This window comes from Rhodanobacter sp. UC4448_H15 (assembly GCF_052978265.1).
Genome location: NZ_CM129665.1, coordinates 1189773 through 1204305, shown reverse-complemented (window position 1 = coordinate 1204305; position 14533 = coordinate 1189773). Strand labels below are relative to the sequence as shown.

Here is a 14533-nt window from a genome sequence, read left to right as displayed (position 1 = left end):
ACGGCCCGCCGCTCTTGTCTCGACATTCGATCAAGAGCCGACAACACACGGGATCAGCCAGGAAGGTCGGCCGGTGCTTCGCCTTGACGACCGCGCATGCCGTCGACCAAGCCGCGCAGCATGCAATGCAGATTGCGCCGACGCGGTCCGATCAACACGCCGAAAAGAAACAGCTTGACCAGCACCCGCGGCACGTCCTGCGCGACCCACGCGCGCGGCGTGTGCGCCATCCGGTACAGCCGCACCCGGTTGCGCATCATGTAATACAGGCGCAGCGGCCCATGCACCACCACCTGGCCCAGCCCGAGCGGCAAGGCGCGGCGGGTGTCGCCGAGGCGATGGCGCATGGTCGACGCGCAAACGCCGTGCAACGAGTAGCCCCGCGCCCGCGCACGAAAGCTCCATTCCAGGTCGACATTGTCGATGAACAGGCCCGCATCCATCGCGCCGATCCGGTCGAACACGGCCAGCGGAATCAGCGTGCCCGAGCTGATCAGAAAATCGCAGGCGATGGTTGGCGTCGAACCATCGCACCACAGCTTGCGATTGAACGGAAACCCGATGCGCACGAACGGCGCGGCGCGACGCTCGCGCATGTCGTGGAAGCGCGGCCCCACCGCCGCCACCGGTCCGGCCAACGACAACTCCTGCAGCGCGCGCAGCAGCGCGACCACCATCCCTTCAGCCGGCTCGCTGTCCTGATCCAGCAGCAAGACGTGGCGAAAACCGTGATCGCGCGCCCACGCGATGCCGACGTTCTGCGCGGCGGCGAGACCGAGGTTGCGCGACTGGCTCAGCATCGCTCCGCCTTGCGCAGACAAGCGCCGGCCCAGCACCTGGTTCCAGTCCCCATCACTGGCGTTGTCGACCAGAACCACCGCACCGACCTGCGGCATAACCGCGTCTACCAGTCGCACCATCGCGTCCGGTTCAGGGCGGTAGCTCACCACCACCGCGCACACGTCGCCGACGGTCGCATCAGTCATGGCGCAGCAGATCCCGCAGCACCGATCGGATGCCGGTGCCGTAACGACGATAAAAACCGCCTCGCGCCTCGCGCAGCACGGGCAACCACCGACGCCAGCGCGGCAAGCGGCCGATCGCCACCCTCCGTTCGAAGTGGGTTCGCTTGTCACGCACCTGCGCGGCGCGGTCGCGACTGCCGTGAAACCCCGCCTGCAGGAAGAAGTCCTCCAGCAAGCGCAGCCGCTTCGCTTCATCAGCCAGCGGCTGCACACGCGGCCGCAGCAGATCCCGCCATTTCATCGCCAGGTTGCGCTTGCGCATTCCGATCTGGTTGGCGCCATGCTGGCGGTAGTCGATCAGGGGCAGATCGATAAAATCGACCCGACCAATCGCCGCAGCCACCGCCGCCAGCCACTCGTCATGTATCCAGCCGGGAGCCACCGGCAATGCCCTTACCACCAGCTCTTGCCGCAATGCCGCCGTCGCACCAGTCACGAAACTGCGGCGTAGAATCACGTCGAACGCGCGCCCATCGTGGATGGTCGTCTGTTCCTGCGGCGTCATCTGCAGCACGTCGAACAGCGAACACCCCAATGAACGACCCCCGGCATCCACCAGCCGCGCATCGCCATGCAGCAACAGCAAGGACGAATCCTGCTCGAACCGCTCGGCCATCAGCGCCAGCTTGTCGGCCCGCCACACATCGTCCTGGTCGCACAGGAACAGCACATCGCCCTGCGCCGCACGCAGTCCCGCCGAGAAATTGTCGACGTAACCCAGGTTCTCCCGGTGGCACAATAGCTGCACCTCGATGCCGGCATCCCGCGCCCGCGCCGCAAATGCCTGCAGCATGGCCACGCTGGTATCGGTCGAACCGTCGTCGCCGATCACGATCTCGTCGGGCAGGCGCGTCTGTGCCAACAGGCTGTCCAACTGCGGCTGCAGATAGACGGCGCCGTTGTAGGTGCAAAGCACGATGGAAAGTCGCAATCGCGTCATGGTCGCTCGTTGGCGCGGAAAGCCAGGCGGACAGCGAAAGCGATGCCGCGTTGCGAGCACCTTCATTGCCGGCAGGCCCACAGCCCGGGGATACATGCATTCTATAGTGTCGATGCGCCGCGATCTTTCATGAGCCTCGCCCGGCTCCACGGGCGGGCTGCGTGGTTCACGGAGCAAGGCATAACCCGCCCATTCCGTACGCTGCCGCATGGATAGCCCGGACAGGTTAGAATGCGGGACTGATCCATCGCGCCCGGCGTCTCGGCGCCCTGCAATTCAAAGGAACAGCTGATGAAAATTCTGGTGGGCTACAAGCGCGTCGTGGATTACAACGTGCGCATCCAGGTCAAACCCGACGGCAGCGGCGTGGTCACCGACGGCGTCAAGTTGTCCGCCAACCCGTTCGACGACATCGCGCTGGAAGAGGCGCTGCGCCTGCGCGAGAAAGGCGTGGCCGAGGAAGTCATCGTGGTCGGCATCGGCCCGGCCGATCTCACCGCGCACCTGCGCAACGGCCTGGCGATGGGCGCGAACCGCGCCATCCACGTGGTCACCGGCGACGCCGTGCAGCCGCTGACCGCCGCGCGCGTGTTCCTCAAGCTGATCGAGAAGGAGCAGCCGGGGCTGGTGATCCTGGGCAAGCAGGCGATCGACGACGACGCCAACCAGACCGGCCAGATGCTCGCCGCGCTGTGGGATCGCCCGCAGGCCACCTTCGCCAGCAAGGTGGAGATCACGCTGGATAACGGCGGCGCCGGCAAGGCCACGGTGACCCGCGAGGTCGATGCGGGCCTGGAAGTGATCGAGGCCGAGTTGCCCGCGGTGATCACCACCGACCTGCGCCTCAACGAGCCGCGCTTCATCAAGCTGCCCGACATCATGAAGGCGAAGTCCAAGCCGATCGACACGATCGAGTTCGGCTCGCTCGGCGTGGAAGCGAACGACCACCTGAAGACCACGCGCTACGCCGCGCCGGCCAAGCGCAGCAAGGGCGTGATGGTGAAGGACGCGGCCGAGCTGGTCGCCGCGCTGAAGCAGAAAGGACTGCTGTGACGCGTAGGGCGGGCACCGCCCGCCATCGCGCCGCAAAGACGAAAATCCGGCGGGCATTGCCCGCCCTACAAGAACGGTAGGAGCCCGCTTGCGGGCGATGCCCCTTCTTTCGAGACGCAGAGCAGAAGCATCGCCCGCAAGCGGGCTCCTACAAAAGAGCTTCGGAGACACACATGAGCAAGATCCTCGTCATCGCCGAACACCTCGGCGGCAAACTCAACTCCTCCACCGCGCGCGCCGTAAGCGCCGCCGCTGCGGTGAAAGGCGAAGCGATCGACGTGCTGGTACTGGCCGACAGCGTCGACGCGATCGCCGCCGAGGCGGCGAAGATTGACGGCGTCAGCCGCGTACTCACCGTCGCCCGCGCCGAGAACGCACACCCGCTGGCCGCCGTGCTGGCGCCGCAGATCGCCAAGGCCGCCGCCGGCTACAGTCACGTGTTCGTGCCCTCCACCACCTTCGGCAAGGATCTCGCGCCGCGCGTGGCCGCCCTGCTCGGCGTGGCCCAGGTCAGCGATGTGATGAGCGTGGAAGCCCCGCACACCTTCAAGCGGCCGATCTACGCGGGCAACGCGATCATCACGGTCGAAGCCGACCCGGCACACACCGTGGTCGCCACCATCCGCACCGCGTCGTGGTCCGCCGCTGTCAGCGCCAGCAACAGTGCGCCGGTCGAGGCCATCACCGTCGACACCGCGCTGCCCACCCACACCCGCTTCGTCGAACTGCAGCAGGGCAAGAGCGACCGCCCCGACCTGCAGAGCGCCCGCAAGGTCGTGTCCGGTGGCCGCGGCGTGGGCTCGAAGGAAAACTTCGACATCATCTACAAGTTCGCCGACAGGATCGGCGCCGCCGTGGGCGCCTCGCGTGCCGCCGTCGATGCAGGCTACTGCCCCAACGAAATGCAGGTCGGCCAGACCGGCAAGATCATCGCCCCCGAGCTGTACATGGCCATCGGCATCTCCGGCGCCATCCAGCACCTCACCGGCATCAAGGACGCCGGCACCATCGTGGCGATCAACAAGGATGGCGAGGCGCCGATCTTCGAGGTGGCGGATTTCGGACTCGTCGGTGATCTGTTCAAGATCATTCCGGAGCTCGAAGGGGCCCTGCATTAATTGACAACGTGGTTTCCTTCAGCATCGGGTGCACGGGCTGACGGGGCTCCGCCGCGACGTCGAAGCTCAACCACGACAAAAACAGCTGTACCCCGATGATCATCGGTAGCGCAGCAAGCATGACGGTCCCAGCGGTCGACGCAACATTGTCGGCGACTGAATGCCACCAATGGAATACGCCGAAGACCACGCCAAACAGGAACAGCGGGATACCAAGCAATAATTCCAAGGTGGCTGCAGAGAAGCCGCGCAGAAAATAGCTGTAGAGGAGTCGACGGCCAAAATTGCGCAGATTGCCACGCAAGAATGGCCCAATCATCCTCATCGGCTGCAGGCTGGAGGTTTCATCTGAATAGATTGCCTTCATCGGCATATCCACCACCACTGCACGAAGCTGGTTGAGATGGTAGAGCAAGTCTGACTCGAAGAAATACCGCTTGGCAATACGATCCAGATCCAGCTCATGTAGCAAGGTGCGGTGGATCGCCGTGAAACCATTGGTGGGATCAAACAACTGCCAATAACCTGAGGACAACTTGGTCAGGAATGACAACATCGCGTTGCCAAAGAGCCGGATCGCCGGCATCCCAGCCACATTTGACAACCGATAGAATCTATTGCCTTTCGCGTAATCTGCACGACCGCGCAACAACGGGACGACCAGCGCCGGGATGAGATCTGGGTCCATTTGTCCATCGCCGTCCAGCTTCACCACCACCTCGGCCGGCAACCCACGCGCCGCGAGGTAACCCGTCATCACGGCACCACCAACTCCCTGGTTATCAGCATGTCTAAGCACGGTTACCCGGGGATCATGGCAGCCTCCCTCGATAACATCGCCACTGTGTTCGGGGCATGCGTCATCCACCGCAATGATCCAGCCCACTTCTGGCCCGATGCGCTCAATAACCGCCAGCACGTTGGCGGCGACGCGATAGCAGGGGATGACCACTGCGATACGTGGTTCGGATATTTGACTCATGTCAGCGATAGACCCAGTGGCGAGAAAGAAAGAAGCTCAAGACTGCCATTCCTGCCTCGACCGCCGGCTTGGCCAACCACGCGATCTTCAGATTGAGCTGTTCAGCTAGTCCGGCAACCACCCCCGTGCTGAGCAACGTGAGCGCCACCCACACAACCAAATAGCGCACCAATCGACGCTGCCCCAAGCGAGGAGACCCGGGCGTAGAAAACGTAACAGTGCCGTTTGCCCAGAAACCTACCAGCGCACCGGCAACGCGTCCTGCGACATTGGCCGTAACGGGCAGCACGTCAATCGTCGTCAACGCAACGAAGACTGCCCAATCGAGCACGATGAGACAGCAACCTACAATGAAGAAATACATACCTTGGCGTGCGATGCTCATAGTCCAACTGGCTTTCTTTGCAATAGGCATTGTGGCGCGATTACTGTGACGCCGGTCATGCGTCGTTCTTCGTGCGGCGGGACATTGGAACCGGCTGTGGGGGAGTCTCGCGTCCTGCGGAAATCCCCAAGTACAACTTCGAGTATGCCAGTCGGTGGCCCGGATATACCATGTCAAGGACCACCCCCGCAGACCGAACGCGGAAGTCAGAGATACCAGTAACAGTCAGGCAGAAGACAGAAGCGGTCTCACGATCTATCCAGTCGACAACCACATCCGAACCAGCCAGAACGGGCATCAACAAGTTAAGGTCGAACCGGCCAGCGCGGTGGCAATCGCCACCGCGCTCAAGCCCATTCGCCGCGCACTCTCGAATCTAATACAAGGCAGAGCTGCGTGCATAACAGTGCACTTCATTCAACACTATCTTTTGTCAGCCGCACATTCATCGCGTTGTTGATCAAGCCGTAATTCAGAATAACAACTGCAAAGCCGATCGTACTCAGTACCACCACTGGATAGAGATATCGAACATCACAAGCAATGGAGGTAGGGACAAAGGTCAAAAGGTAGATCCAAGCAGAGCACGAAATACCAAGCCCTACCAACTTGCCGACTCCCTGAGCCCAAAAAATTACAACGACAGAAGATATTACAAGAAGAAGCACATAGAACCAGTTTCGGAACACTGTCGTGTCTCGCAAAATTCGCTCACCATGTTTAAGCAGTCTCGCCCTATCATCGTATGACTCCTGTCCGCCGGACGCAGCCGCATCATCTGGCAGGGTGTACTTGCCCACGTATATCGGCACACACAACTCTACGTCGTGTATGCCGAGCAACCACGAAAAAGCATCCGCCTTATGACGAAGATAAGCTCCCGGATGCGATTTCAACGCGCGTATCCAAACCTCGCGGAGATCCTTTGCCGTCACGGAGTTCAAATATTGAGACACAACAGGGTCGGCCATCATCATATCTACGCGCTGCGCACTGTAGCTAGTCCTAAAATGACTGGAGACCAGTTCAGGAAGGGGGAACTGCTGCACCTCTCCCTCGGGAATGTCCGCCAGGACACCAGCAATGTCGTACGCCATGATCAGGGAGAGTCCCTGCGAAACATCTCTGTTACCTGATCCGGATATTGTGCTCGTCGTCCACAGCTGGACAACCTTGTAGACTCCAAAGCTGGAAATCAGAAGAACTCCAAAAAGTAACGCCCGAATTAGCTGCTTTGGATGAATATCACGAACGAAGAGATAGGAGCCGATAACGGCAAAAACTGGCGCGATGAGGATGCCTTGCTGCCTCATCAGCGGAAGCACTGATGCAAGTAGGATCGAAAGCGCAAGGAAACCATAGCGCCATTTATCTGAGCGCTGGGTCGCGGAAATCATCAGGGCCACCAGCGCAACAAGAGCGGTACCGATTAGCACGTCCTTCCACACTATTCCGACATAGTAGAAAAATATCGGATTAACAAAAAAAATCACACCAACAATCGCTCGCCAAGGCGAAAGCTTCTTCTCGAAAGTCAAACAGCTAAGAATCGCGGCAAAACCGCAATACGTCACCAAGGAGTTAATGGCTATAAAGAGCGAGCTAGCTACCACTCCTCCGCCAAGAAAACGGAGCCAAGCTGACATGAACGGTGGATTCCAACTTAGCGAGCGCCCGACTGCTGCTTCGTGGAGCTGCCTACCCGAGTCTATAGAAATCTCCCCAGGCGAATGCAAAGACAAGGCAAAAGCCGCGATCAGAAGGAAGAATATAAAATAATTTCGGCTCGATGCATGACTTGTCATTCGACGTTCTCCTGCGCACGACTGGCTATTTTGGCGTGATATTTAGCGATGACGGCTTGGAATTGAGCCGAAGCAGGATGTCCGAACGGTCATGCAATGCCCGGAATTCACCACGCCTAGGTGCCACGGAGCCGCGCGGGTCAGATTTGATTTGCGATACCCACCACATAGCGCCCATCATGGCTTCACAATCAAATGATGGCCCAATTACTCGCTAACAGCCGATAGTGTTTGCCAAGCCACCGACAGGTCATCGGCCGCCACACCTAAAATTGCGGTGACATGACCTAGCAATAGAGTTCGAGCACAGGTTCTGTCCGGGCGTGACATGCAATATCAACTGAGGCGGAGGGGCAAGCGAGTGCGAGCTCAGTTGGGTTTCGCTAAGCCAGATGCAAAGACGTCGGCATTTACCTGCGGGCATAATAAAGCCACGCTAAAAAACCGTCACACTCTTCTTGGTTTCGCAAGCATAGGGAACGTCCCCAGACTGCGTTACCAAAAGTACCTCATACACGCCCGCGGGCACGGATTCCAGCGTCGTGGAAAAGTTGAACCCCGACGAGCTTAGATTCGCATCTTTCAGATAGCTGGCGACATCCGGTCGCTCGGTGCCAAGGTTCGCTACGGCTGAGAAATTCTCGGTGCCCTTCAGTACGAATTTGACGTCCTTCACTACGTGCATGTTTTCGGCCAACGCCCACCCTCGAAAAGTGTGGGAACTGGACCGATTGAGCTTCGCTTCGGTTTTGGAATAATTTCCATCGACGGAGTCAAACGAACAAGGGGCCGTTCCCGGCTTTAGTTCGGCCAAGGCTTGGGCGCTCATCGGCTGGATGGCATTCCCCGACAAAGACTCCGTCGCCTCCTCCACGGGGGAAGTGCTCTCGCTTTTCGCGGTAGCGTTCGCTCCAGGTGCTTGGTCACCGGCCGACTGCCCGCATCCCACCAATGCGACCATCACTACTAACATAGGTGCGATCAACACTTTCCTCTTCATGCCTTGTATCCTCTTGTCATATCGTTGTGGCCACTGCGGGTAGAGGGATTGCGCGCCTTGCACATCTCTACTTATCTTTTTTACGGTGGCGGTATTTAGATAGTACTTTCCTGATAATACAGAGAAATCGCGACATCCTTGGGTGACGCGTCAAAAAGGCATCCACAGCGTGGTACCGCGAACGCCAGTATTGCAATTCATCATACAGTCCAAATCTGTGCTCGAACAGCATGTCAGCATGGGCGGCGTAAAAATCTATATTGGAGCGAAAAATCTCCGCGTAGGTTTCAACCACCTTCGCCCTGTGATCCTGGAATGAAATGGTTCTTGAACTTTCCTGTATCCGGTAATTGAACAGATAATCGTCAAGCTGCACAACATCGCGGCCGAGATGAACGATCTTTACCCAGAAGTCATAGTCCTCCACTCCATGACGCAGCTTCTCGTTGTAGCCACCGACGCTCTCCCAATCCGCCTTTCTATACAGCGACGTCACAAAAATGACATTATCGATGACCAATTCGCGCAAAGTATAGGGAGGCAAGTTCCACGGCCCTCGCTCAGCCCCGAACTTCCTCGCCTTGCAATAGACGCAACCCACATCCGGCCGATCTTCGAGGACAGCAACCGCCTTCTCAATATAGGTTGGCTCAATCCTATCGTCAGCATCCAACGGCAGGATGTAACATCCGTACGCTTCGCGTACCGCGTGATTCCTCGCGGCTGCCGGACCCGCATTCTGCTGATGGAAAATGCGCGTACGCGGCCACGGCACCTTCTTGAGAAGATCCAAAGTTGACGGATCCGTCGACCCGTCATCTACGATGACCACCTCAAGATTCTGCCAAGTCTGTGCCAAAGCCGACCTGACCGCCTCATCCAGATATTTTCCTGCGTTGTAACAGGGAATGACCACCGAAACCTTATTCACATCCTTGGCCCCTTGTTCCTTGCCATCGTACAACTCACTTCGATGCTTTCGCTCGTGTCACTTTCCTGATTGCTTTCAGCATGGTCGGCCCGACGCCGACAGCCCGCACCGAAGCCGTCACCCGATCGAGCACACTCGGAGGCGACGCCGGGTCCGCCCCGGCGGGCTGCTGCGCCTGAGCTACTTCGGTTCCAGCCGGGTTCGCCAGCGAGAGGATATTCCGATCCGAAGAGCCGAAAGGCGAAGGGATAGCATCCCACAATTCCCGGGCGCGGTAGGCAACTCGCGCCTCATTGCTGATCTTGCGGCCGTCCGAGTAATTCGCGTACGTCCACGGCAATTTGCCGAGCGTTTCCTGTCCGTGCTCTATGAGTAGCTGCTTGTATTCGTTATACAACTTCACAAACGTTTCGCGATTGTTGTCCGTCAACCACCAACCGATGGCTTTATCGATAGTGCCGGAGTCCAAGCCGGAAAAATGGATAAAGCGCAGCGGATCGCCGTTGACTTGATACACCTCTCCTTCCTGGCGAAGATCGCTGTTCAGCAGGGACCAGGTAGCAAAGTCGTAGCCATGATGCTTCAGCACCGAAACATCAAAGAAACACGGAGCAAGATCGATCCAGCGTTGATCGGTAAAAATGCCTCTATTGATATCGTCATAACAAAACTGAAAAAGGCGTTCGGCCCACCAGGCCAGGAATGCGTGCGAATTAGGTGCCCTCGAAATACCGAGAAACCCGAGGTTATAGCAACCGTGTGCAAGTGAACTTATTTCCATGTCGATGTTGCCCGGACGCAGCAAGTGAGGACACAGCACGACTGACTGGTGGTCCAGCAATTGCTCGAGTTCTACGAGTTCGCTGTAGACGAGCACATCGGGGTCCAGATACACAAACTTCGACTCGGCGGGAAAACGCTCGAGAAGGTTCAACATGAACTGTGCCTTGACCGCTGTGGAAGCTTCCACGATGGCGTGCCTGAACATGAAGCGGTCAAAATTGACCCATCCCGCATTCTTGGCAAGCACGACCTCGTCGAAATGCTCGTACGAAGCAGCGACTTCCGATACGTCGCGTTCGACGAGGCAAAGCACGAATTTCGCATCGGCGCAGTGCCGCTTGACCGATTCTGCCAGCGTCATCGCCTTGGGCAGATAGTTTGCGCATATCGAAGTAAAGAAGATCACGGTAATTTCCTTGTTGAACTACTGGCCGGCCCAGTCTTGAGTTTGATGTATCCGGTCACTGACCGCCACGGCTTCGTCATTCTCCACGATGTGGAAGCATAGACGTTCCGGAGCTCCGTAGCCAACGCCACCCCCGCGGTACGCGCCCGTTCGAGCTCATCCGAAATCCGGCTGCGTTCATGGATCGCATCATCCAGTGCCGACGTCAGCTCCGTACGGGTTTGCGTTGCTTCGGCTTCCGATCTCGCCAAATGTAGGGACAGACCACGAATACTCTGTTGCGCTCTTTCCAGATCGCGCTCCAGTCGTCCGCATTTTTCTTCATAGCGAAGTTGCCGCGCTGCCAGATCTGCGTGCTGGGCCACTAGGGCGTCGTGCCGCACCTGGGCCTCGTCAGATTGACGGGCTTTCGCGATCAACTCGGACGAAAGCTCCGCACACCTGACCAGCAGCGCATCGCATTTCGCCTGGACCTCTTCGACGCGGCGAACCTGCGTATCCAACTTCGACGACAGTTCCGCCTTCTCCAGCTGCAGCATCTCTTGCCGCGCCCGCGCTTCTTCTGACCAGCGCACTTGCGCCGTCAGCTTCGACAAAGTCTCGACAGCCTCTGCTTGCAACGATTCTAATCTCGCCCGCGCATCTTCCGACCAGCGAACTTGCGCGGTCAGTTTCGATGAGAGCTCAGCATTCTCCTGGATCAAAGCCTCGCACTTCGCCTGACTCTCTTCAATGATCCGAGATTGCATGCTCGAAGTTGAATACAGCTCAGCATGCTCGACTTGCAACGACTCACGCTCCGCTTGAGCTTCGTCCGACCATCGAATCTGGGCAGTCAGCTTCGATGACAGCTCGGCTGTTTGCGCTTGCAGTAATTCAAACCTCTCTTGCGCATCTTCCGACCAGCGAATCTGCGCGGTCAGCGCGGAACTGAGCCGCACATTCTCAGTTTCTGCCGCTCGAAGTCTCAATTCGATTCGAGCTGCCATATCGGCCACCGCATCGGTACAAGCTCCGCTTTGACTCCACTCCCTATCAAAATCCAATACGACCTTCTCGACCTTCTTCCAGTCATTGTCGCCGTGGGCAACGGCAACCAACGATTCATAGAGGCTTTCTGCAATCGCATCGATTTTTGTAGCTGGTTCCTCGGGACCAAGGCTGACGTGATGCCGGTCGGAAACATCGACAAAACCGGCGATGGCTTCACGTTGTCGTGCCGAAGCCCATTCCCCCACGTCGATCCCGAGTTTGGCGAGCGCACCCAACACCGTAGCAAGCGGATCATCCAGCAGGTCGTCATACAAGAGAACTTCACGCGGCAATGCCGAACTTGCCGTGATGGCTTCCGTCATGTAACGCAGCCATAGCAACTTTCCAACCAGCGGCTGCCAGTGATTGCGGGCCTCAATGGAGGCCGACACCTCACGTGGCCTGCGCACCATGAACAACACGACCGGCCGGACATACCTCTTTTGCAACACTTCGAACCACAAGGGCAGCACTCGGCAAAGCCGCGGATCTTTGACCGCCCACATCGGGCATTCGGAAAAGTCTGAGGAAATGATGTCACTGATGGCAAGGGCGGCTTCCCGGGCCACCTCTCGTTCCTGCCAATTTTCCGGAAACGCACGAACGTCGTCCCATCGCGACCCAAGACCCGCCAACAGGCGCTCATGCACCGAGACAACTTCCCGGTGTTCCCAGTACCCCTTGGGGTTGTCGCTGCCGGGCTCCAGCATATGGTCGCCCAAGGGCACCCCGAGCTTGCCGACGAGCCCGGCTAAGGCGGACGTCCCGCTTCGGTGCATGCCGACGATCAGGATTGCGGTTGACGGCGAAGTGTTCATCAGACGACTTCCATCTGTGGCCCATCGTCAAGCAAGTCGACGAACCCCGTCGCCAGCCGCGTCAGAGACGGCATGACACGGAACATCACCGCGTCGATGCGACGATCCACGTATTCCTCGCCTTCCCCGATAGAAGCCAGAACTCCCGCATTCAGAAAGTACACGCCGGGATGCAACAGGCACCGAAAAGCGAAGCGGACGACGATATTCTCACCGGCTCTGAGCAGGGGAACGGCCGATGACGGCGTGGAAGTGGCTGCGCCGCCAATCTCCACCCCGGTCATGGACCGAATCATCATGCCGCACCGAATGCGGGCCAGTGTCTGATCGAGAGCAACCTTGTACGTATAGACATACGTGCGACCGGGCGTCAGGACATTTACCTTGCGCCCATCCAGGGTTTCGACATGGGGGTTTTCAATGCACGCACCCCGCCTCTCATACTCCACCGTGCTGCTCGACAGCATCCCCTCCTCCCAATAGGCGGGATCACTGTCGGGGATGGGACGATCAACCGAGAGCCCCACGTTATCTGACCCAAGATGCTGGCAACCGTTCACAGGGAGCGCGGACACAGCGGAGCCACTCCGATAAGTGGAAATGATCTCCTGCCGAACCTGCTCCGCCCGATCTGCCGGGGCGTAAAGCAATTTCTGATAGGTGGTAACCACGTCTTTCGGCGTGCCCTGCATCAACATTTCGCCCTTGTCCAGCAAGATGGCGCGGTCGCAGAGCTCGACGACCGTGCCCGCCGAATGGGATACGAACAGTACCGTTGCGCCGGCATCCCGAATCGCTTCGATGCGGGCAAGGCATTTTCGCTGAAATGCCTCATCACCCACCGCCAAGGCCTCATCGACGACGAGAATGTCCGGAGAGACGCTGATCGCAACAGCAAAGGCCAATCGCACGTACATGCCGCTTGAATATGTCTTTACGGGCTGATCGATGAACTGGCCGATGCCCGAAAAATCGAGTATCTCGTCATACTTGGCGCGAATCTCGGCTTCGGAAATTCCGTACACGAGACCACTCAGCAGGACGTTCTCTCTGCCAGTGAATTCCGGATTGAACCCTGCACCCAATTCGAGCAGCGCGGATATACGTCCATCAATCATCAAATTACCGAGCGTCGGCCTGATCGTGCCGCATATCATCTGCAGCAGGGTCGACTTGCCCGATCCATTGCGACCAACGATTCCCACTGTCTCGCCGTGAAACACATCGAAACTCACGCCACGCAGGGCCCAGAACTCATTGAAGTAGGCCTTCGGCGTGCGCCGGGCCATACGATGCAGCCTGGGGAAAATCATCTGCTTGAGCCGATCGGAAGGCTGCGAATACATTTCGTAACGCTTGGCCAACCCGTCAACCCGGATTCGAACTGGTTTAGAGGACATCCGCGAACCCCTTTTTCGTCTGTTCGAACCAGGCGAATGATCCCCAGGCAAAAATGCTGGACACCAACGTATACGCGGCCAGATGAGACCACACCGGCGGCTTTCCCCAAAGCAGAACGTCTTGTGAAGCTTCGGCGATGACCGTCAGAGGATTGAGGTACAGCAGGTAGCGGTAATTCTCTGGAATCATTTCCTTCGGGTACAGGATCGGAGCGAGAAACATCAACGCAACCGTGATCAGGCTGACGACCTGCCTGATATCCCTGAGATAGACAGCCAATGATGCCAGAAGCCAGATGGCACCAGCCATGAAGGGTAGAAAACAAGTGACCACCACGGGGAAAAACACCACCGTCCATGGTATGTGCTGATTGATGATCAAGGAGAGAGTCAGCAGTGCCACTGTCGAAACAATCAGGTGGAATAGGGCGGCACCGAGCGTGCTCCAGGACAACGCCTCGAGTGGAAACAATACCCGCTTGACGTAGTTCGCGTTTTCCTCGATGAGCGTGGTCGCCCGGTTGGCGCACTCCGAGAAGACCGCATTTATGTTCAAGCCGGCGAAAAGCACGATGGCATACTGGAAATGGCCAGTGACACGATCGTTCCAACGCCCGTTGAAGATCACGCCAAAAACGAACGTGTAGATGACGAGCATCAGCATCGGATTGAAGAACGTCCAGAACAGGCCGGCAAATGACCCCCTGTAGCGCTTCGCCACATCGCGTCGCGCGATCTGCACTATCAGGGAGAAATGCCTTGACAGTGCGCGGTACGGCGAGGAGGGGTCTGCCAGGCGATAGGCCACATTCATAAAATTTCCGACAGTTTCTTTCTTTTGATGCTGACAAGTCC

13 protein-coding genes are annotated in these 14533 nt (G+C 58.2%); 2 read left to right on the top strand and 11 right to left on the bottom strand.

The window, feature by feature from the left end:
* Positions 1-53: 53 nt before the first annotated feature.
* Both ACVCMI_RS05325 and ACVCMI_RS05320 read right to left on the bottom strand, forming a co-directional pair.
* The gene (locus tag ACVCMI_RS05325; RefSeq protein ID WP_447097158.1) at positions 54-986 is read right to left on the bottom strand and encodes a glycosyltransferase family 2 protein; all 933 of its coding nucleotides are present in this window, start codon (positions 984-986) and stop codon (positions 54-56) included.
* Positions 979-1965, bottom strand: coding sequence for a glycosyltransferase family 2 protein (locus tag ACVCMI_RS05320; protein WP_447097159.1), 987 nt, complete (start codon positions 1963-1965; stop codon positions 979-981). Before ACVCMI_RS05320 ends, ACVCMI_RS05325 begins: the two co-directional genes overlap by 8 nt.
* 291 nt (positions 1966-2256) lie before the next feature.
* On the opposite strand from ACVCMI_RS05320, the gene ACVCMI_RS05315 reads away from it, so the two are divergent.
* Both ACVCMI_RS05315 and ACVCMI_RS05310 read left to right on the top strand, forming a co-directional pair.
* Positions 2257-3018, top strand: coding sequence for an electron transfer flavoprotein subunit beta/FixA family protein (locus tag ACVCMI_RS05315; protein WP_447097160.1), 762 nt, complete (start codon positions 2257-2259; stop codon positions 3016-3018).
* A gap of 173 nt (positions 3019-3191) precedes the next feature.
* The gene (locus ACVCMI_RS05310) at positions 3192-4136 is read left to right on the top strand and encodes an electron transfer flavoprotein subunit alpha/FixB family protein (protein WP_447097161.1); all 945 of its coding nucleotides are present in this window, start codon (positions 3192-3194) and stop codon (positions 4134-4136) included.
* Here ACVCMI_RS05310 and ACVCMI_RS05305 read toward each other — a convergent pair.
* The 9 genes from ACVCMI_RS05305 to ACVCMI_RS05265 all read right to left on the bottom strand — a co-directional run bounded on the left by ACVCMI_RS05305 (position 4105) and on the right by ACVCMI_RS05265 (position 14492).
* Positions 4105-5118, bottom strand: a complete 1014-nt coding sequence (locus ACVCMI_RS05305) for a glycosyltransferase family 2 protein (RefSeq protein ID WP_447097162.1) — start codon at positions 5116-5118, stop codon at positions 4105-4107. The genes ACVCMI_RS05310 and ACVCMI_RS05305 overlap by 32 nt on opposite strands.
* A gap of 1 nt (position 5119) precedes the next feature.
* The gene (locus tag ACVCMI_RS05300; protein ID WP_447097163.1) at positions 5120-5503 is read right to left on the bottom strand and encodes a GtrA family protein; all 384 of its coding nucleotides are present in this window, start codon (positions 5501-5503) and stop codon (positions 5120-5122) included.
* Positions 5504-5916: 413 nt separating this feature from the next.
* On the bottom strand, positions 5917-7308 hold the full coding sequence (locus ACVCMI_RS05295) for a hypothetical protein (protein ID WP_447097164.1): 1392 nt from the start codon (positions 7306-7308) through the stop codon (positions 5917-5919).
* Positions 7309-7744: 436 nt separating this feature from the next.
* Complete coding sequence (locus ACVCMI_RS05290) at positions 7745-8308, bottom strand: hypothetical protein (RefSeq protein WP_447097165.1); 564 nt, start codon at positions 8306-8308, stop codon at positions 7745-7747.
* A 67-nt stretch (positions 8309-8375) separates the two neighbouring features.
* Complete coding sequence (locus ACVCMI_RS05285) at positions 8376-9272, bottom strand: glycosyltransferase family A protein (RefSeq protein ID WP_447097166.1); 897 nt, start codon at positions 9270-9272, stop codon at positions 8376-8378.
* Between the two features lies 1 nt (position 9273).
* Positions 9274-10428, bottom strand: coding sequence for a hypothetical protein (locus tag ACVCMI_RS05280; protein WP_447097167.1), 1155 nt, complete (start codon positions 10426-10428; stop codon positions 9274-9276).
* On the bottom strand, positions 10425-12278 hold the full coding sequence (locus ACVCMI_RS05275) for a hypothetical protein (RefSeq protein WP_447097168.1): 1854 nt from the start codon (positions 12276-12278) through the stop codon (positions 10425-10427). The genes ACVCMI_RS05280 and ACVCMI_RS05275 overlap by 4 nt, the downstream gene beginning before the upstream one ends.
* Complete coding sequence (locus tag ACVCMI_RS05270; RefSeq protein WP_447097169.1) at positions 12278-13642, bottom strand: ABC transporter ATP-binding protein; 1365 nt, start codon at positions 13640-13642, stop codon at positions 12278-12280. The genes ACVCMI_RS05275 and ACVCMI_RS05270 overlap by 1 nt, the downstream gene beginning before the upstream one ends.
* Positions 13643-13667: 25 nt before the next feature.
* Positions 13668-14492 (bottom strand): ABC transporter permease, encoded by an 825-nt coding sequence (locus ACVCMI_RS05265; RefSeq protein WP_447097170.1) that lies wholly within the window; start codon positions 14490-14492, stop codon positions 13668-13670.
* Between the last annotated feature and the right edge of the window lie 41 nt (positions 14493-14533).

Excerpts from the sequence above, each read along its gene's own strand:
- ACVCMI_RS05325 (WP_447097158.1), bottom strand. The coding sequence starts at position 986 with ATGACTGATGCGACCGTCGGCGACGTGTGCGCGGTGGTGGTGAGCTAC.
- ACVCMI_RS05320 (WP_447097159.1), bottom strand. The coding sequence starts at position 1,965 with ATGACGCGATTGCGACTTTCCATCGTGCTTTGCACCTACAACGGCGCC.
- ACVCMI_RS05315 (WP_447097160.1), top strand. The coding sequence starts at position 2,257 with ATGAAAATTCTGGTGGGCTACAAGCGCGTCGTGGATTACAACGTGCGC.
- ACVCMI_RS05310 (WP_447097161.1), top strand. The coding sequence starts at position 3,192 with ATGAGCAAGATCCTCGTCATCGCCGAACACCTCGGCGGCAAACTCAAC.
- ACVCMI_RS05305 (WP_447097162.1), bottom strand. The coding sequence starts at position 5,118 with ATGAGTCAAATATCCGAACCACGTATCGCAGTGGTCATCCCCTGCTAT.
- ACVCMI_RS05300 (WP_447097163.1), bottom strand. The coding sequence starts at position 5,503 with ATGAGCATCGCACGCCAAGGTATGTATTTCTTCATTGTAGGTTGCTGT.
- ACVCMI_RS05295 (WP_447097164.1), bottom strand. The coding sequence starts at position 7,308 with ATGACAAGTCATGCATCGAGCCGAAATTATTTTATATTCTTCCTTCTG.
- ACVCMI_RS05290 (WP_447097165.1), bottom strand. The coding sequence starts at position 8,308 with ATGAAGAGGAAAGTGTTGATCGCACCTATGTTAGTAGTGATGGTCGCA.
- ACVCMI_RS05275 (WP_447097168.1), bottom strand. The coding sequence starts at position 12,278 with ATGAACACTTCGCCGTCAACCGCAATCCTGATCGTCGGCATGCACCGA.
- ACVCMI_RS05265 (WP_447097170.1), bottom strand. The coding sequence starts at position 14,492 with ATGAATGTGGCCTATCGCCTGGCAGACCCCTCCTCGCCGTACCGCGCA.